Origin of the sequence: Paraburkholderia sp. (assembly GCF_035501035.1) — a bacterium.
GTDB lineage: Bacteria > Pseudomonadota > Gammaproteobacteria > Burkholderiales > Burkholderiaceae > Paraburkholderia.
This window is the reverse complement of sequence record NZ_DATJWR010000236.1, coordinates 1-6,339: the sequence shown is the minus strand read 5'-3', so window position 1 is coordinate 6,339 and position 6,339 is coordinate 1. Positions and strand designations below refer to the sequence as shown.

Here is a 6,339-nt window from a genome sequence, read left to right as displayed (position 1 = left end):
GCCGCTCGCGTTCGTGTGGGCCGAGGCCGTCTCGCTGGCGCCGGCCGCCTGGGGCAGCGGCGCGCACGCGCATACCAGTGCGGCGAGGCATGCAGCGAGCATCGGGGCTGGCCGGATCGGCCGGGGGCGTGAACGCTTCATGCTGTGCGTTTGTTCCGGGGGCAAGGTGGGAGGTGACCCGATTCTAGCAGCGCCCCCATCACGGAGATGCGGCGCCCGGCAAGGCGAACGGGCGCCGAAGCGCCCGCTGCCGGTGCAGAAATGAAGCCTCGCGGTCCGGCTTGCCGGGGCTGGATCCGCAGCGGCGCGTCAGACCGCCTCGGTGCGAACGGCCACGGTCTCGATCGCTTCGCGGCGCCCCGCCAATGCCGGATACACGATGCCGGCGATCACCGCGCCGACGATCGGGGCGACCCAGAAGAGCCAGAGCTGCGAGATCGCCTCGCCGCCCACGAAGAGCGCCGGGCCGGTCGAGCGCGCCGGGTTCACCGAGGTGTTGGTGACCGGAATCGAGATCAGGTGGATCAGCGTGAGGCACAGGCCGATGGCGATCGGCGCAAAGCCGGCAGGTGCGCGCTTGTCGGTCGCGCCGAGGATCACGAACAGGAAGATCGCGGTCATGACGACCTCGCACACGAAGGCGGCGCTCATCGAGTAGTGGCCCGGCGAGTGCTCGCCATAGCCGTTGGTCGCGAAGCCGCTCGCGACGACGTCGAAGCCGGGCTGGCCCGTGGCGATCAGCGAGAGCACGTATGCGCCGAGCACCGCACCCACCACCTGCGCGGCAATGTAGGGTACGACGTCGCGCACCGGGAAGCGCTCGGCCACGGTCAGGCCGATGGTCACGGCCGGGTTCAGATGGCAGCCCGAGATATGGCCGATGGCAAAGGCCATGGTGAGCACGGTCAGGCCGAACGCGAGCGAGACGCCCACGAAGCCGATGCCGAGCCCGTGAACGGGGCCGGCGAAATTGGCGGCGAGCACGGCGCTGCCGCAGCCGCCGAGGACGAGCCAGAAAGTGCCGATCAGTTCAGCAGCGAGTCGCTTGGGTAAATGCATTTTGTGACACCTCGAAAGTCGATTTTTGAAGGGGCCGCGTAAAGCGCCGCCACCGCGAAATGCCAGATTCTAGACAGTCGCGCTTTCGGGTGCTGTCAAGGATTGTCAATTCCGATGTAATTGGTCGAATTATTTCGATCGCTGTATGGGGAATTGCGTCAGGATCGATCGATCGTTAAATCGATGAGATAAACTGATAAAACAGTATTAATAGCGATTGCGAATTCCGTTATTTACGTCTAATCTCCGTTCGAGTCGGTTTCACGGACAATGAAGGGGGGATAGAAATGTCGCAATATTCAGAACTCAAGGCGCAGATCGCAAGACTTCAGGCGCAGGCCGATGAAGCGCGGCGCACGGAAATCGCGGACGTCATCGCCATGATCAGGGAGAAGATTGCCGAGTATGGTCTCTCCGCCCAGGACCTGGGGTTTGCCGAGGCCGCCCGCCGAGGCCGCCCGCCGAAGAAGGCTCCGCTGCCCCCGCGCTATCAGGACCCCAAGACCGGCGCGACCTGGAGCGGGCGCGGCAAGCCGCCCAAGTGGATCGCGGGCAAGAACCGCGAGCGTTACCTGATCGCCTGACGCACCGGAATAGTCCGGGACCAGGCGGGGAGCCGCGTGGGTCCGCCGCGAACCACCCGGTACCCTCAGCGCCCCGCACCGCTGTTCGCTCAATCAATAAAAGAGCCGCATGGGTCATGCGGCTCTTTTTTTCGCGATGCGCCTAATTACGCTATTCGATCTGGCGCAAACGATTCACGCTGGCCATTCGTCTGTATTTATCTCGAAATTTGCACGCCCTCTCAATCAACCCGCCGCGACACGGCGCAGTACCGGACGCTGCGCGGCTTCGATCAGCGCCGTATAGGTGTCGACATAATTGCTGGCCATGGTGTGCGATGTGAATCGGCGTTCGAACTGGGCCCGAATCGCAACGCGCGAAAGCGAATCGATATTCTGGAGTGCCGCCACGGCGCCTTGCACATCCTCGACGATATGGCCGGTTATACCTGGATCGATCACTTCGGGCACCGAGCCACGGTTGAAGGCGATCACCGGCGTGCCGCACGCCATCGCCTCGATCATGACGAGGCCGAACGGCTCGGACCAGTCGATCGGGAACAGCAGCGCCTTCGCCCCCGAAAGGAACGCGGGCTTCTGCTCCTCGTTGATCTCGCCGATGAACTCCACGTGCGCCTGCGAAAGCAACGGCTCGATCTCCGTCTTGAAGTAGTCCTGGTCGACCTTGTCGACCTTGGCCGCGATCTTCAGCGGCAGGCCGGAGAGCGCAGCGATGCGGATGGCCGTATCCACGCGCTTTTCCGGGCAAATGCGGCCGAGGAACGCCAGGTACTCGGGCTTGCGCCCGGCCTGCGGCGTGAGCAGATCGCGCGGCAGGCCGTGGTAGATCGTGTTCTGCCATGCGGCCTGCGGCAGCGGCTGGCGCTGCGAGTCCGAAATCGAGATCACGGGCGCGTTCGGGAACTGCTCGAACACCGGCTGCAGTTCGGGCAGATCGAGGCGGCCGTGCAGCGTCGTGACGAACGGCGTGTCCATGGTCGAGAACAGCGGGAACGGCAGGTAATCGAGGTGGAAATGCAGCACGTCGAACTCGTGCGCCACGCGGCGGACGCGCTCGAGCAAGACCATGTGCGGCGCGAGCGCGTCGCGGATCGTCGGGTCGAGGCGCAGTGCGCGCGGCCAGGCGGCCTCGAGATTCGCCGAGGTAACCGAATCGCCGCTGGCGAACAGCGTCACGTCGTGGCCGAGGTCGACCAGCGCTTCGGTCAGGTAGGACACGACGCGCTCGGTGCCGCCATAGAGCTTGGGCGGAACGGCTTCGTAAAGTGGCGCAATTTGTGCGATTCGCATTGGTCCATCTCCTTAGGCATTGGCCGCGCGCGGCGCGCTGATGCGGCACTTGCGACGCAAACTCCGGTTTCGGGTTATCCCTGAGTCCGATTATGGCTATTTCGCAGCCAGACACACGCGGTTTTGCAAACGCTTAATGTTGTTACAGCGGGATACAGCCCGGGTAGAACGCGATTGCAGAGCGTGAGGCGCCACTGGCGGCACCATGCAAGCGCCGTGCCCGGGCGGCGGGCGGCGTGCACGCAAACATGGCACCCCAATGAAAAAGTCTATAATTTCCGCGCTTTCGATCCCGCCCGTGCTGCCTATGCGTCTGTCATGACGCGCGCCGCTTCCCGCCTCGCTTCCTGTCCCTTTGTCAGAAAAATTCTTACGTAGTTGCGGGCGCTTTTCTCGCAACGCGTCGCGGCATCCGTCCGATTTCCATTTGTTCGTGCCCCAGCCACAATGCAAACACGACCATAAACAGGCCGTTTGGCTGCGCTTGGGCTGCAGCTGGGCGAGCAAACGTTTTCCGCGGGCGGCCCGACCAGCCGCCGCGTTTTGATTCGGGGGAATCCATGAGCGCGACGACGCACAGCGACATGCTCAATGAGATCAAGGAAGTGAACCTGTCGTACCTGTTGCTCGCGCAACGACTTTTACGTGAAGACAAGCCGACGGGCATGTTCCGCATGGGCATCTCCGAGCAGTCCGCCGAGGTGCTCGCGAGTCTCTCTTTCGCGCAGACCGTACGCCTTGCCGCATCGAACCAGCTGCTATGCCGTTTCCGGTTCGACGACCACGCCATCCTCAGCGCGCTCGCCGACAAGGGCAAAACCGCGCTGACCCATTCGGCGATCGTCATGGCGGGCCAGAACGTCGAGCAGATCGGCTGAAATATCGGCTGAACCTGCCCGCACCGCGGCGCGCGGCAGCGCCTCATACCTGTGCGGCCCGCGAGCGGCTGCAGGCGTGGTGCGCATTCCTTCGCGGCTTCCAACGGGTGCTTATGGCGACAAAGAGTGTGGTGCAGGAAGTGAAGGAGATCGCGCTGGCGATCGAGCTAATCGAGCTGGGTGCGCGCCTGCAACTGCTCGAAGCGGAGACCTCGCTCTCGCGCGACCGGCTCATCCGGCTTTACAAGGAAGTGAAGGGCGAGTCGCCGCCCAAGGGCATGCTGCCGTTTTCGACCGACTGGTTCATGACCTGGCAGCCCAATGTCCATTCCTCGCTGTTCTACAACACGTTCATGTTCATGAGCCGCCACGGGCGCTGCGAGCCGATCCACGCGATCGTGAAGAGCTACCGGCTCTATCTCGAGCACTTGCGGCTGCAGGGCGACGAACCCGCGCTGAGCCTCACGCGCGCATGGACGCTCGTGCGCTATTTCGCCTCCGGCCTGCTGCAGATGACGCCATGCAGCCGTTGCGGCGGCCACTACGTGGCCCACGCGCACGATCCGCAGCGCGGCTTCGTCTGCGGACTGTGCCAGCCGCCTTCGCGGGCGGGCCGCACACGGCGCGGCGCGCTCGCGCCGCAGATCGCCGCCTGACGTTGCGCACCGGGCTAGCCGGCCGGGTTTGCCAGCCGATTTCGCCGAACGAGGCCACAAACCGAGATCGTCAATCGGGGGCGCAAGCCGAGACCACAAGCCACGCTCCCAAGCCGAGGCTGCCGACCGGGGCCGAAAGCCGCGGCCGCCAACCGAAGCCACCCCGACCGCGAACGGCGCGCGCCACAAAACGGCCAGCCATGCGTGCTGGGCCACGAACCCGGATAAACCCGGCCCAGCCCGCCGGCGACGCCTTGTCGCAGTACCCGCTGGCGTTCGATCTGAGCTGCACGCAGCCACATCGGCGCGGCTAGAACCCAAGCCCCGCGCGGCCTCGCGACCCAGCCCCGTATTTGCGGGTCACGTTGGCGATGCGGGCCTGGCGAGCGGGCAGCCCGCGCTCACCCAATCCCAAAGTTTTTCGCGCCGATGCCGTAAACCCAGCTAAGGGCGCGGGCCAACGGCGGTTCGCGGCGCATTTCTAGTGAGGACCCGGCAGTGCTGATTATCGTGGGAACACTCGTGACGATCTTGTCCGTCTTCGGCGGCTATGCGTTGGAGGGTGGCCATCTCGGGGCCCTCATGCAGCCCATGGAGCTGCTCATGATCGGCGGTGCGGGCGTTGGCGCCTTCGTCCTCGGCAACGGCATCAAGACGATCAAGGCGACACTGCGCGTCCTTCCTTCGCTCTTCAAGGGCGCCAAGTACAACAAGGACGTGTACATGGAGCTGCTCGCGCTGCTCTATGTCCTGCTCGCGAAAGCGCGCAAGGAGGGCACGCTCACGCTCGAAGCGGACATCGACGACCCGCAGAAGAGCCCGATCTTCACGCAGTACCCGAAAATCCTCGCCGATCCGCACATCGTCGAATTCCTCACCGACTATCTGCGCCTCATGGTGGGCGGCAACATGAATGCTTTCGAGATCGAAAGCCTCATGGACGAGGAAATCGAAACGCACCACGCCGAAGGCGAGGCCCCCGCGCACGCGCTCGCCAAGGTGGGCGACGCGATGCCCGCGTTCGGTATCGTCGCGGCCGTGATGGGCGTCGTGCACACCATGGCTTCGGCCGACAAGCCGCCCGCGGTCCTCGGTGAGATGATCGCCCAGGCGCTGGTGGGCACCTTCCTCGGCATTCTGCTTTCGTACGGCCTGATCGGCCCGCTCTCGAGCCTCGCGGAGCAGCGCGTGACCGAGTCGACCAAGATGTTCCAGTGCATCAAGGTGACGATCCTCGCGAGCCTGAACGGCTATGCGCCGGCGATCGCCGTGGAGTTCGGCCGCAAGGTGCTGTTCTCGACCGAGCGCCCGTCGTTTACCGAGCTCGAAGAGCACGTGCGCCGCGTGAAGGCGAAGTAAGGCAGGCCATGACGCACGCAAGGAACGGGCAATGAGCAATAGCAAGGACCGCGCAATCGTTGTCAAGCGCGCCGCGCCGAAGAAGGGCGGCCATCACGGCGGCGCCTGGAAGCTCGCCTACGCGGACTTCATGACCGCGATGATGGCGTTCTTCCTGCTCATGTGGCTGCTGTCGTCGGCTTCGTCGGTGCAGTTGCGCGGCATTGCCGACTACTTCAACCAGCCGCTGAAGGTCACGCTCTGGGGCGGCGACCGCAGCGCCGAAGACTCGAGCATCGTGAAGGGCGGCGGGCGCGACATCTCCTCGCCGCAAAACGGCATCACGCGCCGCAGCGACGGCCAGACCGAGCGCTCGGAGCGCCAAACTTCGAAGCACGACGACGACGACGCCTCGAAGCAGCTCCAGGGCTCGCTCGAGCGCAAGGAGCAGGTGCGCCTGCACGACCTGCAAGTGAAGCTGATGGCGGCGATCGAGGCGAACCCGGTGCTGCGCCAGTTCAAGCAGCAGATCCG

General features: G+C 64.6%; 7 protein-coding genes. 5 read left to right on the top strand and 2 right to left on the bottom strand.

Annotated elements, in window-relative coordinates; genetic code table 11:
- Positions 1 to 309: 309 nt before the first annotated feature.
- On the bottom strand, positions 310 to 1,059 hold the full coding sequence (gene aqpZ, locus VMJ11_RS17325) for an aquaporin Z (RefSeq protein ID WP_325620618.1): 750 nt from the start codon (positions 1,057 to 1,059) through the stop codon (positions 310 to 312).
- A 287-nt stretch (positions 1,060 to 1,346) separates the two neighbouring features.
- Between aqpZ and VMJ11_RS17320 the strand changes: the two genes are divergently transcribed.
- Positions 1,347 to 1,643: an H-NS histone family protein gene (locus VMJ11_RS17320; protein WP_325620617.1), complete on the top strand. Its 297-nt coding sequence runs from the start codon at positions 1,347 to 1,349 to the stop codon at positions 1,641 to 1,643.
- Positions 1,644 to 1,868: 225 nt separating this feature from the next.
- Here VMJ11_RS17320 and VMJ11_RS17315 read toward each other — a convergent pair whose 3' ends face one another.
- On the bottom strand, positions 1,869 to 2,933 hold the full coding sequence (locus tag VMJ11_RS17315) for a glycosyltransferase family 4 protein (RefSeq protein WP_325620616.1): 1,065 nt from the start codon (positions 2,931 to 2,933) through the stop codon (positions 1,869 to 1,871).
- Between the two features lie 560 nt (positions 2,934 to 3,493).
- Here VMJ11_RS17315 and flhD point away from each other — a divergent pair.
- The 4 genes from flhD to VMJ11_RS17295 all read left to right on the top strand — a co-directional run.
- Entirely contained in the window at positions 3,494 to 3,811 is a 318-nt protein-coding gene (gene flhD, locus VMJ11_RS17310) for a flagellar transcriptional regulator FlhD (RefSeq protein ID WP_325620615.1), read from the top strand.
- A gap of 113 nt (positions 3,812 to 3,924) precedes the next feature.
- Positions 3,925 to 4,467: a flagellar transcriptional regulator FlhC gene (flhC, locus tag VMJ11_RS17305; RefSeq protein ID WP_325620614.1), complete on the top strand. Its 543-nt coding sequence runs from the start codon at positions 3,925 to 3,927 to the stop codon at positions 4,465 to 4,467.
- Positions 4,468 to 4,965: 498 nt separating this feature from the next.
- On the top strand, positions 4,966 to 5,826 hold the full coding sequence (gene motA / locus VMJ11_RS17300) for a flagellar motor stator protein MotA (RefSeq protein ID WP_325620613.1): 861 nt from the start codon (positions 4,966 to 4,968) through the stop codon (positions 5,824 to 5,826).
- Positions 5,827 to 5,857: 31 nt separating this feature from the next.
- Positions 5,858 to 6,339 (top strand): flagellar motor protein MotB (locus VMJ11_RS17295; protein ID WP_325620612.1); only part of this gene is annotated, 482 nt, incomplete at its 3' end.